The organism is Methylobacterium sp. 174MFSha1.1 (assembly GCF_900116815.1).
Taxonomy (GTDB): Bacteria; Pseudomonadota; Alphaproteobacteria; order Rhizobiales; family Beijerinckiaceae; genus Methylobacterium.
Map to the genome: position 1 here is coordinate 1 of NZ_FPCB01000006.1, position 14488 is coordinate 14488.

General features: G+C 71.5%; 13 protein-coding genes. 11 read left to right on the plus strand and 2 right to left on the minus strand.

The features are described 5' to 3' along the window. The 3 genes from BM430_RS34520 to BM430_RS03545 all read left to right on the plus strand — a co-directional run. Window positions 1-751: MBG-2 domain-containing protein (locus BM430_RS34520; RefSeq protein ID WP_177302920.1), on the plus strand; the 751-nt coding region annotated here is incomplete at its 5' end. 70 nt (window positions 752-821) lie between these two features. Continuing rightward, window positions 822-1589, plus strand: coding sequence for a SapC family protein (locus BM430_RS03540; protein WP_093565487.1), 768 nt, complete (start codon window positions 822-824; stop codon window positions 1587-1589). Then, window positions 1589-2203, plus strand: a complete 615-nt coding sequence (locus BM430_RS03545; RefSeq protein ID WP_244539301.1) for an invasion associated locus B family protein — start codon at window positions 1589-1591, stop codon at window positions 2201-2203. Before BM430_RS03540 ends, BM430_RS03545 begins: the two co-directional genes overlap by 1 nt. Before the next feature lie 173 nt (window positions 2204-2376). Here the strand turns inward: BM430_RS03545 and BM430_RS03550 are convergent, their stop codons facing one another. Then, entirely contained in the window at window positions 2377-3177 is an 801-nt protein-coding gene (locus BM430_RS03550) for an IclR family transcriptional regulator domain-containing protein (protein ID WP_093565489.1), read from the minus strand. Window positions 3178-3440: 263 nt separating this feature from the next. Here BM430_RS03550 and BM430_RS03555 point away from each other — a divergent pair, with 263 nt between their 5' ends. The 8 genes from BM430_RS03555 (at window position 3441) to BM430_RS03590 (ending at window position 13826) form a co-directional block, all read left to right on the plus strand. Beyond that, window positions 3441-4823, plus strand: coding sequence for an aromatic ring-hydroxylating dioxygenase subunit alpha (locus BM430_RS03555; RefSeq protein WP_093565493.1), 1383 nt, complete (start codon window positions 3441-3443; stop codon window positions 4821-4823). Between the two features lie 43 nt (window positions 4824-4866). Beyond that, a complete protein-coding gene (locus tag BM430_RS03560) occupies window positions 4867-6303 on the plus strand; it encodes a glutamine synthetase family protein (RefSeq protein WP_093565496.1) in 1437 nt (478 codons plus the stop codon). Window positions 6304-6330: 27 nt separating this feature from the next. After that, window positions 6331-7542 (plus strand): ABC transporter substrate-binding protein, encoded by a 1212-nt coding sequence (locus BM430_RS03565; RefSeq protein WP_093565499.1) that lies wholly within the window; start codon window positions 6331-6333, stop codon window positions 7540-7542. A gap of 382 nt (window positions 7543-7924) precedes the next feature. Further along, complete coding sequence (locus BM430_RS03570; RefSeq protein ID WP_093565501.1) at window positions 7925-8860, plus strand: acetamidase/formamidase family protein; 936 nt, start codon at window positions 7925-7927, stop codon at window positions 8858-8860. A 556-nt stretch (window positions 8861-9416) separates the two neighbouring features. Next, window positions 9417-10256: an HTD2 family dehydratase gene (locus BM430_RS03575; protein WP_143131949.1), complete on the plus strand. Its 840-nt coding sequence runs from the start codon at window positions 9417-9419 to the stop codon at window positions 10254-10256. Beyond that, window positions 10253-11476 carry a CaiB/BaiF CoA transferase family protein gene (locus BM430_RS03580; protein WP_093565504.1) on the plus strand — a complete coding sequence of 408 codons (1224 nt, stop codon included), beginning with the start codon at window positions 10253-10255 and terminating at the stop codon, window positions 11474-11476. Before BM430_RS03575 ends, BM430_RS03580 begins: the two co-directional genes overlap by 4 nt. Window positions 11477-11538: 62 nt before the next feature. Continuing rightward, on the plus strand, window positions 11539-12774 hold the full coding sequence (locus tag BM430_RS03585; protein ID WP_093565506.1) for an ABC transporter substrate-binding protein: 1236 nt from the start codon (window positions 11539-11541) through the stop codon (window positions 12772-12774). Next, a complete protein-coding gene (locus tag BM430_RS03590) occupies window positions 12771-13826 on the plus strand; it encodes an alcohol dehydrogenase (RefSeq protein WP_093565509.1) in 1056 nt (351 codons plus the stop codon). The genes BM430_RS03585 and BM430_RS03590 overlap by 4 nt, the downstream gene beginning before the upstream one ends. A 311-nt stretch (window positions 13827-14137) precedes the next feature. Here BM430_RS03590 and BM430_RS03595 read toward each other — a convergent pair whose 3' ends face one another. Continuing rightward, window positions 14138-14488: a cupin domain-containing protein gene (locus tag BM430_RS03595; RefSeq protein WP_093565512.1), complete on the minus strand. Its 351-nt coding sequence runs from the start codon at window positions 14486-14488 to the stop codon at window positions 14138-14140.

The window sequence follows — 14488 nt, forward strand, 5'->3', positions numbered from 1 at the left end:
CCTCACGGCCGACGCGCAGTCCCGCGTCTACGGCGACGCCAACCCGGCCCTGACCTATCAGATCGGTGGGCGCGGGCTGGCCAATGGCGATGTGCTGACCGGTGGGCTCGCCACCGCCGCCGACACGCGCAGCTCGGTTGGCGCCTACGGCATCGGCCAGGGCAGCTTGGCGGCTAGCCGCAACTATGCGGTGAGCTACGTCGGGTCGGATCTGGCAGTCACAGCCCGGCCGCTGACCCTCACGGCCGACGCCCAGTCCCGCGTCCACGGCGAGGCCAACCCGACCCTGACCTACCAGGTCGGCGGGCGCGGGCTCGTCAACGGCGACAGCCTCACCGGTGCGCTCGCCACGACGGCCGCGACGGGCAGCAGCGCCGGCACCTACACCATCAACCAGGGTTCGCTGACGGTCACGCCCAACTACACGCTCACGTATATTCCGGCCGACCTGACGGTCACGCCCGCCCCCGCGGCGGCGCAGCCCTCGACCGCCGCCATCACCCCGACCGTCGCCAGCACCGTCGAGCGGTCGGCCTTCACACCCGACGGATCCTCAACCGCGATGGCCCGGATCGTCGGCACTCCCATCCAGTCCGGAACGGCTTCCGTCGCCGATCCCCGGTTCGACAAGACCGTTGTCTGCCTGACGGGCGCGGGCGGCTGCTTCGTCGTCGCGCCGGCCGGCCTCCTCACCCAGCCGCCCGGCGCGACCAACGGCCCTCGCGCCGAAGCCGCCCTGCCCACCCCCTGATAGGAACACGGACCCGGCGAGCCATCCCGCCGGCGCCCGTCCATGACGTGATCGAAATGAGTCCCAGTGCATGACGTCCCTGCCGCTGTTCTACCGCTCGGTCGTCCCCCTCGACCGTGACGCCCACCGCGCCTGGCACCTCGCCCAGCCGCAGCGTTTCGCCTTCGCCCGGGCGAGCCACCTCGTCCCGGCGCTGGCCGAGGAGATCGGCGCCGCCTGCCGGCACCTGCCCGTGGTCTTCCTGCCCGAGAGCCTCGGCCCGGTGCCCGTCTTCCTCGTCGGGGCCGCGCCGGGACAAGGCGCGCTGATCGACGATGCCGGCACCTGGACCGGCCGGTACCTGCCCGCCTACCTGCGCCGCTACCCCTTCATCATGGGCGAGAGCGCGGGCAACGAACCGCTGGTCTGCATCGACGCCGAGGCCGACCTCCTCCGTCGCGACGCCGCCGAGCCGGCGGAGTCGAGCCTTCCGCTGTTCACCAAGGACGGCCGGGAGACGCCGCTGCTGCAGGAACGGATCCGCCTCGTCGCCGACTACGCCGAATCCGCCCGGCGCACCGCCGCGTTCGGGCGCCTGCTGCAGGATCTCAAGCTGCTGCGGGCTCTCACCATCCAGGTGCATCATCCGGTGACCGGCGAGAGCCACGTCCTGCACGGCGCGCTCGGCGTCGACGAGGCCGCCCTCGCCGCGCTGCCGGAGGAGGCCTTCGCCCGGCTGCGCCGCGAGGGCTGGCTGGCGACAATCTACGCGCACCTGATCAGCCTCCAGGCCGTCGCCGATTTCCTCGTGCCTGCCACGCCCGCCTCGGCGCCTGCCGCTCCCGTGGATGCCGCCTGATGTCCCTGTCCCTCCTGCCCTCCTCGTGTGACATGCGCCTCGTTCTCCGCTCCGCCCTCGTCGCCTCCAGCGTGCTCGCCGCCTCCGCGTCGATGCCGGCGCACGCCCAGTCGCCGCGCCCCAAGCCGGCCGCCGAGGCCGCGCCGACGGTCCCGGCCGAGCCCGGGCTGACGACCGCCACCTACGGCGACTGGGTCCTGCGCTGCCAGCGGCTCGCCGGCGACAATGCAGGCCGCATCTGCGAGGTGTCGCAGACGATCCAGGCGCAGGGCCAGCCGGCGCCGGTGGCGCAGATCGCGATCGGCCGCCTGCCGGGGCAGGACGGCCTGCGCATGACGGTGCTGCTGCCCGCCAATGTCAGCTTCCCCTCGAGCGTGCGGGTGGCGGAGGTGAAGGACGCGAAGAACGGCCTCGACCTAGCCTGGCGGCGGTGCAACCCCGGCGCGTGCGTGGCGGACGGGGCGGCGACGGAGGCGGTGCTGGGCGGCTGGCGCAAGACCGAGGATGCGGCCCGGATCGCGTTCAAGGATGCGGACGGGCGCGAGGTGGCCGTGTCGCTGTCCCTGCGCGGGCTCGGCCCGGCGCTGGACGCGCTCGCCAAGGAGAAGATCTGACACGATCTCCGGAAGCTTCCTTCCGGAGATCGTATCGAAAGGCCGCGCGGTGGAGCCTACGGCTCCACACACCTGAGCGAAGCCGATCTCCGCATCGCGAAAGCGATCCGGTCGGAGATCGTACGAGGCGCGCTCACGGCCCGGGTCCGGACGCAGAGTGCCCGGACCTCGCCTCACACCATCTGCGGCGCGAGGGTCGCCGCGACGTCGCGCAGGACGGGCAGGAAGGTCTCCAGCATCCGCTCCACCGCGACCCGGTCGACATTCGCCCCGGCATTCAGGGCGCAGACGATCCGCCCGTCGTAGCGCCGCACGGGCACCGCGAGCGAGCGGTATCCCACCTCGGCCTCCTGATCGACGAGCGAGTAGCCCTGCGCCCGGTCGCGGTGGATGGCGGTGCGCAAAGCCGCGCGGTCGACGAGGGTCTGGGGCGTCAGCGGCTCGGGCCGGATGCGCTCCAGGAACGCGGCGAGGTCGCCGTCGTCGAGACCGCCGAGGAGGACCCGCCCCATCGAGCTGCAATAGGCAGGGATCCGGTAGCCGACATCGACGCCGACGCCGAGCAGGCGGGTCGGCCCGGCGCGGGCGATGAACACGATGTCGTCCCCGTCGAGGATCGCCGCCGAGCAGGCCTCGTTGAGCCGGCCCGCCACCCGCTCGACCGCCTGCTGCAGCGTCGCCGACAGGCTGTTGGACGAGAGATAGGCCGTCGCGAGGGACAGGACCTTGGGCGTGAGCTGAAAAAGCCGCCCGTCCGACCGCACGTAGCCAAGGCGGTCGAGGGTGTGGAGCGCCCGCCGCACCGTGGCCCGCGGGAGGTCCACCTCCCGGGCGACGTCGGCCAGCGTCATCAGGGGCCGCTCCGCACCGAAGGCCGAGATCACGCGCAGGCCCCGCGCCAGGGCCTCGGAAAAGTCCGGGCCATGCTCGTCGACGAGTCGCTGGTCGGCCTCGGAACGTCTGACGCGCGGCATGGGACGGTCTCTGGAACGGTCTCTGGTGCGGCACCCGGAGCGATGAGCCCGGCCCGATGAGCCCGGCCACCTGTGCGTGGCCCGGCGCGGCCTGGCAAGAGCCACGACCGCAGGCGCCCGCCGCCGCCGCATCGGGCGCGACCTGCCCATCGTTCGTGCTTGCAACAGCTCCAGACTGGCTTAGAATTCGAACATATGTTCGTTCAACGAACACATCGAGAGACCCAGCCATTCTGGGCAGACGCTCGCCGGAGGCCGCCGCCATGATGAGCCGTGAGCAGAACGACCACATCACCCGCAGCGGACCGGGGACGCCGCTCGGCACGCTGATGCGCCGCTACTGGCAGCCGGCCGCCCTGGTGGACGAGCTGCAGGGCGAGCGCCCCGTGGTGCCGGTCCGGCTGCTGGGCGAGAACTTCGTGCTGTTTCGCGACGAGGCCGGGCGCTACGGGCTCCTCGACCGCGACTGCCCGCATCGCGGGGCCGACCTCGCCTATGGCCGGCTCGAGCACGGGGGCCTGCGCTGCGCCTTCCACGGCTGGCTGTTCGACGTGGAGGGGCGCTGCCTCGAGACGCCGGCCGAGCCGGCGGGCAGCAAGCTCTGCCAGAATATCAAGCAGCGCGCCTATCCGGTGATCGCGCGCAGCGGGATCCTGTACGCCTACCTGGGCGAGGGCGAGCCGCCGGCTTTCCCCGAGCTCGACTGCTTCCTCGCGCCCGACGCCTACACCTTCGCGTTCAAGGGGCTGTTCGAGTGCAACTGGCTGCAGGCGCTCGAGGTCGGGATCGACCCGGCGCATGCCTCGTTCCTGCACCGGTTCTTCGAGGACGAGGACACCGCCGCCTCCTACGGCAAGCAGTTCCGCGCCGCCTCGGCCGACAGCGAGCTGCCGATGACGAAGATCCTGCGCGAGTACGACCGGCCGATCATCAACGTCGAGCGCACCGAGTACGGCATGCGGCTGATCGCGCTCCGCGAGATCGACGAGCAGCGCACCCACGTCCGCGTCACGAACCAGGTCTTCCCGCACGCCTTCGTCATCCCGATGTCGGCGGACATGACGATCACCCAGTGGCACGTCCCGGTCGACGACGAGCATTGCTACTGGTACGCGATCTTCACGAGCTACGGCGCACCAGTCGACAAGCAGCGGATGCGCGACCAGCGCCTGGAACTCTACGAACTGCCCGAGTACCGTTCGCGCAAGAACAAGACCAACGCCTACGGGTTCGACCCGCACGAGCAGGCCCACTCGACCTATACGGGGATGGGGCTCGACATCAACGTCCACGACCAATGGGCCGTCGAGTCGATGGGGCCGATCCAGGACCGGACGCGCGAGCATCTCGGGCAGTCGGACAAGGCCATCATCCTCTACCGCCGGATCCTGCGCGAGCAGATCGACAAGGCCGCCTCGGGCGACGCCCCGCTGATGGTGCTCGACGCGCGGCACGCCAGAAGCATCCAGGGTCCCGCGACGATGGACGGGATCGGCCCGTCGAAGGGATGGGAGACCTACTGGATGGAGGTGGACGTGCGCCGCCGCCGCGGAGCCCCGTGGATGCCCGCCCTCCCCTCCGAGGCGGCCCCGGACGTCGCCCCGCCGGTCGCGCCCGCCCCGCCGCGCCGGGACGCAGCCGAGTAGCGCGCGCGACCTCGATTGCCGCCCGAGCCGGAGGAGGACGGCCGTGACATTCGTACAGGACCATGGATTGTGGAATACCGCGCAGGCCGACGCGGCCCGCGAGGTGCGCGAGCTTTGCGATCCGGAGCGGATCGACACCGTGCGCCTGTCCTTCCCGGACCAGCACGGAATCCTGCGGGGCAAGACGCTCGTCGCCGCCGAGGCCGTCAAGGCGCTCGAGGCCGGATGCACGATCACCACGACGATGCTCGCCAAGGACACCTCGCACCGTACCGTCTTTCCGGTCTTCAGCGCCGGCGGCGGCTTCGGGATGCGGGAGATGGAGGGCGCGGCGGACGTCATCATGGTGCCCGACCCCACGACGTTCCGGACGCTGCCCTGGGCGCCGCGGACCGGGTGGCTGCTCTGCGACCTCTATTTCCGCGACGGCCGCCCCGTCCCCTTCGCCACCCGCGGCCTCTACCGCTCCGTCCTCGACACGCTGTCCGGGCGGTCGCTCGACTACGTCGCGGGGCTCGAGGTCGAGTTCCACGTCTTCAAGCTCGACGATCCCCGCATGGCGCCGAACGATGCCGGGCAGCCCGGGACGCCGCCGGAGGTCAGCCTGATCTCGCACGGCTACCAGTACCTGACCGAGCAGCGCTACGACCAGATCGAGCCGGTCCTGGAGATCCTGCGCCGGGACATCGTCGCCCTCGGCCTGCCGCTGCGCTCGATCGAGGTCGAGTACGGGCCGAGCCAATGCGAGTTCACCTTCCAGCCCACGACCGGCGCGGCGCCCGCCGACCTGATGGTGCTGTTCCGCAGCGCGGTGAAGCAGATCTGCCGCCGGCACGGCTACCACGCCACCTTCATGTGCCGGCCCCGCATCCCGAACGTGGTCTCGTCGGGCTGGCACCTGCACCAGTCGCTGCGCGACGTGCGGACGGGGGCGAACGTCTTCGCGCCAACCGAGGGCCCCGGGCCGCTCTCGGCCTTCGGCATAGGATTCCTGGGCGGGCTCTTGACGCATGCGCGCGCCTCGAGCGTGTTCACGACCCCGACCATCAACGGCTACAAGCGCTACCGCTCCTACTCGCTCGCGCCCGACCGCGCCGTCTGGGGCTGCGACAACCGCGGGGTGATGATCCGCGTCCTCGGCGGCCCGGGCGACCCGGCGACGCGGCTGGAGAACCGGGTCGGCGAGCCGGCGGCGAACCCCTACCTCTACATGGCGTCGCAGATCCTCGCCGGGCTCGACGGCGCCGACCGGGGCCTCGATCCCGGGCCGAGCGCCGATACGCCCTACGAGACCGCGGCGCCGCTGCTGCCGAAATCGCTGCGGGAGGCGGTCTACGCCTTGCATGAGGATCCGTTCTTTCGCGGCGCCCTCGGCGACTCGTTCGTCGACTACTACACGCACATCAAGACCGCGGAGATCGACCGCTTCCAGGCGGAGGTCACCGAGTGGGAGCAGCGCGAGTACTTCGAGATCTTCTGAAAAGAGCTTGGCGGGGAATCACGAGAGATGAAGCCTGGTCGCATTTTCCGGTTCGCCGTTGCCCTCGCCCTGGCCTGCATCGGCCTGCCCGATTGGGCCCGAGCGCTCGACCAGCCGGTCCGCCTCGGGGTCCTGAGCGACATGAGCGGGCCGTTCTCGGACCAGGTCGGCGCCGGCTCCGTCGCCGCCGCCCGTCTGGCGCTCGAGGATTTCGCGCGCGAGAGCGGCGGCCTCACGGTCGAGCTCCTCTCCGCCGACCATCAGAACAAGCCCGATATCGGCCTCGGCATCGCCCGGCGCTGGCTAGACCAGGAAAAAGTCTCGGCGATCGTCGACCTGCCGAATTCCGGCGTCGCCCTCGCGGTCGCCAACCTGATGCGCGAGCGCAACCGCGTCGCGCTCGCCTCGAGCGCGATGACCTCCGACCTGACGGGGAAGTTCTGCGCGCCCACGACCGTGCAATGGGTGTCGGACACCTGGGCGCAGGGCTCGGCGACGGCGCGGGCGCTGGCCGAGCGCGGCGCGAAGAGCTGGTACTTCCTCACCGTCGACTACGCCCTCGGCCACGCGCTCGAGCGCGACGCCACGCGGGCGCTCGTCGAGGCGGGCGGCCGGTCGTCCGGCGGGTCGCGACTTCCCCTCGGCACCGGCGACTTCTCCTCGGCGCTGCTCACCGCGCAAGGCGCGGGCGCGCAGGTCCTGGCGCTGGCCAATACCGGGGCCGACATGATCAACGCGATCAAGCAGGCCGGCGAGTTCGGGCTGACGCCGAAGATGAAGGTCGCGGCGCTCTTCATCCAGCTCTCCGACACCCATTCCCTCGGCCTCGCGACCGCGCAGGGCCTGCAGCTCGTCTCCGCCTTCTACTGGGACCGCGACGAGCGCACCCGCGCCTTCGGCGAGCGCTTCGGCGCCCTCATGAACGGCCGTCGCCCGACCGAGGACCATGCGGGGGTCTATTCCGCGACGCTCGCCTATCTCCGGGCGGTGCGCGATGCCGGCACGGTCGAGGGCGACAAGGTCGTGGCGACGATGCGCAAGGCCCCGATCGAGGACCCGCTCTTCGGCACGGTGACGATCCGCCCGGACGGACGCGCCGTGCACGACATGTACCTCTACGAGGTGAAGGCTCCTTCCGAGAGCAAGCGGCCCTACGACTACTACACGCTCGTGACCACCATCGCCGGCGACCAGGCGTTCCGCCCCTTGAAGGACGGCGGGTGTCCGATGAAGGACTAAGCAGATTTCGCAAAAGTGGCCGCCGGTTTTGCGGCGAAAATCTGCGATAAGATAAGACTCTAAGAGCCTATTTGAGCGGTTACGCCGATCGATCTGCTTACAGGCCGACATCTCTCGACGTCATCCCGGGGCTCGTCGAAGACGAGAACCCGGGATCCATAACCGCTGAAGCAGCCTGAAAGGGCGGGCAGCGTTCCGTTTCATCCTGCACCGTCAGCGGTTATGGATCCCGGGTTCCGCTCCGCGGCCCCGGGATGACATTGAGGGGTTCAATGCGGTCGGCCAACTCAAACAGGCTCTAAGCGGACGAAGCGTTGGCCTGCCAACGCAAGTCTGCTCAGAGCGTCTTGCCCTCCCGACTGCCGCTCCCGGATCCCGCCGCATGACGCACCGCCTGACCGCATCTCCCGAAACCTGCCGCTGGGGTTACCTCGACGCGGGCGTCCCGCCGGCCCTCACGATCCGCAGCGGCGAGCGGGTCACGATCGAGACCGTCTCCGGCGGACCCGACGCCCTGCCGCCGGAGGGCTTCCACGTGCCGCCGGAGTTGCTGGCGATCCACGCCGCCGAGACCGGCATCCCCCAGGGCCACATCCTGACCGGCCCGGTGGCGATCGAGGGCGCGCGGCCCGGCGACGTGCTGGAGGTGCGGATCCTCGACGTGTCCCTGCGCCAGGACTGGGGCTACAACCGCCACCGGCCGCTCGCCGGCACCCTGCCGGACGACTTCCCGGTCCTTCACCAGATGAACATCCCGCTCGACCGCGAGCGCCTGACCGCCCGGATGCCCTGGGGGCTCGACATCCCGCTGTCGCCGTTCTTCGGCGTGATGGCGGTCGCCCCGCCGCCGGCCTGGGGCCGCTGCACCTCGATCATCCCGCGCGCCTTCGGCGGCAACCTCGACAACCAGGAGCTCATCGCCGGCACCACGCTCTTCCTGCCGGTCTTCACCGAGGGCGCGCTGTTCTCCTGCGGCGACGGCCACGGCGCGCAGGGCGACGGCGAGGTCAACGTCACGGCGATCGAGACGGCTTTGTCCGGCACCTTCGAGTTCGTCCTGCGCCGGGACCTGCGGCTCACCTACCCGCAGGCCGAGACGCCGACCCACGTGATCACGATGGGCCTCGATCCCGACCTCGACCGCTGCGCCGAGCGGGCGTTGCGCGAGATGATCGACCTCGTGGTCGCCCGCGCCGGCATCACCCGCGACGAGGCCTACGCCCTGTGCAGCATCGCGGCCGACTTGCGGGTGACGCAGACGGTCAACCAGCACAAGGGCGTGCATTGCATGCTGCGCAAGGACTACCTGGTGCGGTGAGGTCGTATCAGCGCCGCCCGGGTCGAACCGACCCGTCCCGCCTCGGCGGGGCGGACGAGCCCGAGGCGTAACGGTCGCGGCGGAACAGCCCGCGCTCCCGCGGCAGTCGCGTGCGCCCCGCGACGAAAATCGGATCTGCGCCCGCGTCCTGACCGTGCAGGATGGCAGCTTACCCGATCATGCCCGCACGACGGACTTCGCGGTCCGGAAGTGAGCGGCCCCGGCGGAACGCGACGCGGGGCGACGGAACGACGACGCGTCGTCGGATCGTGAAATCGTACGCATCCGGGTCGGCGCGGCGTCCGTCAGCCTGCCTGCGAGGTGGGCCCGCGGACGAGCCTCACCCTTATCCGGGCCGACGCGACGGCCGACCGCGCAGGCTACCGGAGAATCGGCGCTTCCATTTCGCCCGCTGAACGATATTCTCGACTGTGAACGTCCTGGAGCACACGGGACGGGTTCGGGCGGGGAAATGCGGAAAGCGGGCGGCATGATCCAGGCGGGTGGGCGGTCGGGAGCGATGGAGGTCGGCCGTGATGAGGCCACGACGCGGGCCGTGGCGGTACCGGATCGCCCGACGAGCCCGACGGCGGCGACCTGGACGGATGACGTCGCCACGCCGGGGCTCCTGCGCCGGATGGCGGCCCTGCTCGACCGCGACGGATGTGAGGCCGCGCAGCGGACCGTTCTTCCCCGCGGCTGGCATGTCGGCCTCTTCCCCACCGGCCTGGCGCAATCGGCCCTGCGGCCGGACGGCTATGCCGGGCCGGGCGTGGCGCTGCCGGATCTCGGCCTGCCCCGGGTGATGCTGGGCGGGAGGCGGGCCGCTTACGCCGGCGACATCCCCCTCGGGGCGACCGTCGGGCGCCGGACCACGATCGAGAGCGTCGCGGAGAAGACCGGCCGCAGCGGCCGGATCGCCGTGGTGACGGTCCTCAACGCCCTCGACGTCGGCGGGCGCGAGGTCGTCGCGGAGCGCGAGGATTACGTCCTGCGGGAAGCCGCCCCGCGCGGGTCCGAGCCCGCCGCCCCGCGAGAGGTCCGGGCGCCGCGGCCCTGCGACGTCGCGCGCAGGCTCGTGCCCGACGAGACGCTGCTGTTCCGCTTCTGCGCCGTCACCTTCAACGCCCACCGCATCCACTACGATGCGCCCTACGCCACCGGCCGCGAGGGCTATCCGGCCCTCGTGGTCAACGGCGCCCTCACGGCGCTCCTGGCCCTGGAACTCGTCCGGGAGGCCGCCGGGCGCGAGCCCGCCGCCTTCGACTATCGCATCCTCGCGCCGCTCTATGCCGGGCGTCCGATGCACCTGAAGGCACGGCGGGAGGCGGACGCATGGCGGATCTGGGCCGAGGACGAATCCGGGACGGTCGCCCTCGAGGCCACCTTCCGATGAGCGCGCCCTCCCCCGCCGCCCGGCCGCTCTCCGGCATCCGGGTCGTCGACCTCACGAGCGTCGTGGTCGGCCCGGCCTGCACGCTGCGGCTCGCCGATTTCGGCGCCGAGGTCATCAAGATCGAGCCGTCCGGCGGCGACATGCTGCGCTGCCTCGGCGGTCCCTCCCCGGGCGGGCGCCATGCCGGCTCGTACCTCCACCTGAACCGCGGCAAGCGGGCGCTGGGCCTCGACCTCAAGGCCCCGGCCGCCCGCGCGCTGCTGGAGCACCTGATCGGGAACAGCGACGTCCTCGTCGCCAACATGCGCCCGGAGGCGCTGGCCCGGCTCGGCCTCGACGCGGAACGCCTGCGGGAGCGGTTCCCGCGGCTCGTCCACTGCACGATCACCGGCTTCGGTCCCGGCGGGCCCTATCGCGGTCGCCCGGCCTATGACAGCGTGGTGCAGGGCGTCTCGGGCATCGCCGGCCTCGCCGAGCGGCGCGACGGCCGCCCGCTCTACGTACCGCTGCTCCTCGCCGACCACGTCACCGGCGAGATCGCCGCCGCGGCGATCCTCGCCGCCCTCGTCGGCCGGGAGCGGACCGGGGACGGCGCCACCCTCGAAGTGCCGATGCACGAGACCATGGCGGCTTTCGTGCTGCAGGAGCATCTCGGGCCGCGAAGCTTCGACCCGCCGATCGGCCCGGCCGGCGACGCCCGCGTGCTCAATCCGGAGAACCGGCCGCTCGCCACGGCCGACGGCTGGATCAGCCTGACGGCCAATTCCGACGCGCAGGTCCACGCCTTCCTGCGCGCGGTCGGGCGCCCGGAGCTGATCGACGACCCGCGGCTCGCCACCGTCGCCGACCGGTTCCGCCACGTCGACCTGTGGTTCCGCATCCGGGCCGAGGCCCTGGCGGCGCGCACGACCGCCGAGTGGCTCGCGGTCTTCGCCGCGGCCGACGTGCCGGCCATGCCCTGCCACAGCCTCGAGTCGCTCGAGCACGATCCCCACCTCGCCGCGGTCGGGCTGATCGGCACGGCGACGCACCCGACCGAGGGCCGCGTCCGCACCATCCGGCCGACGATCCTGCACGATGGAGCGCCCGCCCCCGCCGGCCGCCCGGCGCCGCCGCCGGGCTTCGACACCCGCGCGGTCTTGCGCGAGCTCGGCCTGAGCGAGGCGGAGACGGACGCCCTGATCGCCGCCGGGGCCGCCTTCGAGACAGGGACCGGCTGACCACGCCACGGCCCGACGGCGAACACGCCGCGGGCGTCGACACACAGGGAGGAGACGCCACGATGACAGGGTTACGATGGAAGGGCCTTTCGATAGGGCTCGCGGCTTCATGCCTCGCCGCCGGCCTCGCCCTCCCGGCGCGTGCCGCCGATCAGGGCCCGGTGAAGATCGGGGTCCTCGTCGATCTGGAGGGTACCTACGCCGATATCGGGGGCTTGGGCGCCGTCGAGGCGGTGCGGATGGCGGTCGAGGATGTCGGCGGCAGCGTCCTCGGGCAGCCGATCGAGGTCGTCTCGGCCGGCGGGCAGAACAAGGCGGACGTCGCCGCCTCGATCGCCCGGCAATGGTACGATTCCGGCGTCGACGTCATCACCGACCTGCCCTCCTCGGCGATGGCGCTCGCGGTGATGAACCTCGCCAACGAGAAGAAGAAGATCGCCCTCGTCACCAGTGCCGGCTCCTCCGACATCACCGGCAGGTTCTGCTCGCCCTACACGGCGCACTGGACCTGGGACACCTACGCGATGGCGAAGGGCACCGGCTCGGGCGTGGTCGCCCAGGGCGGGACCGACTGGTACTTCCTCACCGCCGACTACGTGTTCGGCCAGGCGCTGGAGCGCGACACCGCCGCGGTGGTGAAGGCGAGCGGCGGGCGCGTCCTCGGCGCGGTGCGCGCGCCCCTCAACACGCAGGACTTCTCCTCCTTCCTGCTCCAGGCTCAAGCCTCGAAGGCGAAGATCCTGGGCCTCGCCAATGGCGGAACCGACACGACGAACGCGATCAAGCAGGCGCGGGAATTCGGCCTCACCGACTCGATGCAGCTCGTCGCGCTGATCGCCTTCCTGAGCGACGTCCACTCGCTCGGCCTCAAGGTGGCGCAGGGCCTGCTCCTGACGGAGGCCTTCTACTGGGACCAGGACGAGGCGACGCGGGCGTGGTCGCGCCGCTTCTTCGCCCGGATGAAGCGCATGCCGAGCATGACACAGGCCGGCGCCTACAGCGGCGCCCTGCACTACCTCAAGGCGGTGAAGGCGGCCGGCAGCAAGGACCCGGACGCCGTGATGGCGCAGATGCGCCGCACGCCGATCGAGGATTTCATGACCCATGGCGGCACTTTGCGCGCCGACGGGCGGGTGATCCGCGACATGTACCTGTTCCAGGCCAAGACCCCGGCGGAATCGACGGGGGAGTGGGACCTCTACAAGCTCGTGCGCCGCATCCCCGGCGACGAGGCGTTCCGTCCGCTCAATGAGGGCGGCTGCCCGCTGGTGCGCACCGAGAAGGAGACCCGCCCGTGAAGCGCTTCGCCGTCACCGCATTCGGCCGCCCGCTCTGCGCCCTGGTCGAGGACGATCCGGTCCCACGCGGCAGCGAGGTCCTGCTCGACCTCGAGCGCTGCGGCGTCTGCCACACCGACCTGCACCTGCGGGAGGGCCATTACGACCTCGGCGGCGGGCGGCGCCTCAGCCTCGCCGACCGCGGGGTGACGCCGCCGGTGACCCTCGGCCACGAGATCCTCGGCCGCATCGCCGCCGCGGGACCCGAGGCGGGCGAGGTCGGGATCGGCCGGCGCGTCCTCGTCTTCCCGTGGATCGGCTGCGGCACCTGCCACCGCTGCCTTGCCGGCGAGGAGAACCTGTGCGCCGCCGGGCGCTGCCTCGGCGTGCACCGGCCGGGCGGCTTCGCCGAGAAGGTCGTGGTTCCCCATCCCCGCTACCTGATCGACGTCGAGGGTCTCGACCCCTCCGCCGCCGCGACCCTCGCCTGTTCGGGCCTGACCGCCTACTCGGCTCTGCGCAAGGTCGGGGGCGATCCGGCCCGGGACTGGCTGCTGCTGATCGGCGCCGGCGGGCTCGGGCAGAGCGCGCTCCGTCTCGCGCGGGCGCTCGGTCATACCCGTATCGCGGTTGCCGACACGGCGCCGGACAAGCGCGCCCGGGCGCTGGCGCTCGGCGCCGACCTCGTCCTCGACCCGGCCGATCCGGGCGCGCGCACGGCTTTGCTCGGCCTTGAGACCGGGCTCGCGGCGGCGATCGACTTCGTCGGCAATGCCGAGACCACGCGCTTTGCCATCGATACATTGCGGCGCGGCGGCCGTTCGATCACCGTCGGCATGTTCGGCGGCGAGATCTCGCTGTCGCTGCCGCTCCTGCCGCTGCGCGCCCTGACGCTGACGGGCTCCTACGTGGGCAATCTCGGCGAGTTGCGCGACCTCGTCGCTCTCGTGAAGACGCACGGCCTGACCCTCGTCGAGACCGAGACGCTCCCCCTCGCCCAGGCCGAGGAGGCGATGCGGCGGCTCGAGGCCGGGGCGGTGGCCGGCCGTCTGGTCCTGTCGAACCGGAGCTGACGCGATGCGCCGGTCCCGGGCGGTGTCGCCTCCGCCCGGGAGTCAGATGTTAAGCATCGGACTCTGCCGCATCATACGGTTTCCGCTCGATTCACTCAGGTATAGATCGAACGCGCCTTCCCTCTCCCGTATGGGAGAGGGGCCGGGGGTGAGGGTGCTACGGTTCCGTGTGAAGCACTCAGCGTAGAGCTGCCAGCACCACGCTGAGCGTTCTACACTGAAGCGTGTCACCCTCACCCCTACCCCTCTCCCACACTGGAGAGGGGATCCCGCGCTATACTTGGTCGGGAACAGATCAGGCGGAAACGGTATCAGCCGTTCTCCCCGACGAACTCCTGCCGCATCGGCGTGAACACGTCGGTCAGCGCCCCGGCCTCGACCGCGACGGCGGAGTGGACCGCGCCGGAGGGAACGAGGAAACTGTCGCCGGCGACGAGGCGGGCGGTCTCGCCCGCGATGGTGATGTCGAACACGCCCCGCTCCACCAGCGTGCATTGCACGTGGGGATGCGTGTGCGCCGGGCCGACCGCGCCGGCCTCGAAGGCGACCCGCACCAGCATCACGCCGTCGTCGTAGGCGAGCACCTGTCGGCGCACCCCCTCCCCCGCCGGCTCCCAAGGAACCTCCGCCCCCCGGGTGAAGACCTGTCCGCGCCGTCCCAT

Bases quoted from the DNA above. Each gene is read 5' to 3' on its own strand.
- BM430_RS03540 (WP_093565487.1), top strand. From the start codon at position 822: ATGACGTCCCTGCCGCTGTTCTACCGCTCGGTCGTCCCCCTCGACCGT.
- BM430_RS03545 (WP_244539301.1), top strand. From the start codon at position 1,589: ATGTCCCTGTCCCTCCTGCCCTCCTCGTGTGACATGCGCCTCGTTCTC.
- BM430_RS03550 (WP_093565489.1), bottom strand. From the start codon at position 3,177: ATGCCGCGCGTCAGACGTTCCGAGGCCGACCAGCGACTCGTCGACGAG.
- BM430_RS03555 (WP_093565493.1), top strand. From the start codon at position 3,441: ATGATGAGCCGTGAGCAGAACGACCACATCACCCGCAGCGGACCGGGG.
- BM430_RS03565 (WP_093565499.1), top strand. From the start codon at position 6,331: ATGAAGCCTGGTCGCATTTTCCGGTTCGCCGTTGCCCTCGCCCTGGCC.
- BM430_RS03570 (WP_093565501.1), top strand. From the start codon at position 7,925: ATGACGCACCGCCTGACCGCATCTCCCGAAACCTGCCGCTGGGGTTAC.
- BM430_RS03580 (WP_093565504.1), top strand. From the start codon at position 10,253: ATGAGCGCGCCCTCCCCCGCCGCCCGGCCGCTCTCCGGCATCCGGGTC.
- BM430_RS03585 (WP_093565506.1), top strand. From the start codon at position 11,539: ATGACAGGGTTACGATGGAAGGGCCTTTCGATAGGGCTCGCGGCTTCA.
- BM430_RS03595 (WP_093565512.1), bottom strand. From the start codon at position 14,488: ATGGGACGGCGCGGACAGGTCTTCACCCGGGGGGCGGAGGTTCCTTGG.